At 38.1% G+C, this 270-nt stretch carries 1 protein-coding gene; it reads right to left on the bottom strand.

Going from position 1 to position 270, the window contains the following annotated elements; translation table 11 throughout:
- Nucleotides 1-270 (bottom strand): immunoglobulin-like domain-containing protein (locus ACH5TX_RS00160; RefSeq protein WP_439337543.1); only part of this gene is annotated, 270 nt, incomplete at both ends.

The raw sequence follows: 270 nt of genomic DNA, 5'->3' as shown, positions 1-270 counted from the left end.
GTTGCAGGATTTCCAGCCGCATCAGAAACATTGTAAGTAATAATATAAGTACCTGCTACATTAGAATTAACAGTATCACCATCAATAACAATGTTTGCAGAAATGTCACCATCTTTATTATCAGAAGCTGTAGCGCCTAATTCAGAATAAGTATCACCAACATTAATATCGATAGACGCTGCTCCCGTAAGAGTAATAACAGGTGCCGTTGTATCAGGAATCACATTCACTGTTCTATTAACTTGCGTTGCAGGATTTCCAGCCACATCA

Origin of the sequence: Thalassobellus citreus (assembly GCF_044385915.1) — a bacterium.
Taxonomy (GTDB): domain Bacteria; phylum Bacteroidota; class Bacteroidia; order Flavobacteriales; family Flavobacteriaceae; genus Thalassobellus; species Thalassobellus citreus.
This window is presented reverse-complemented; position numbering and strand designations above follow the sequence as displayed.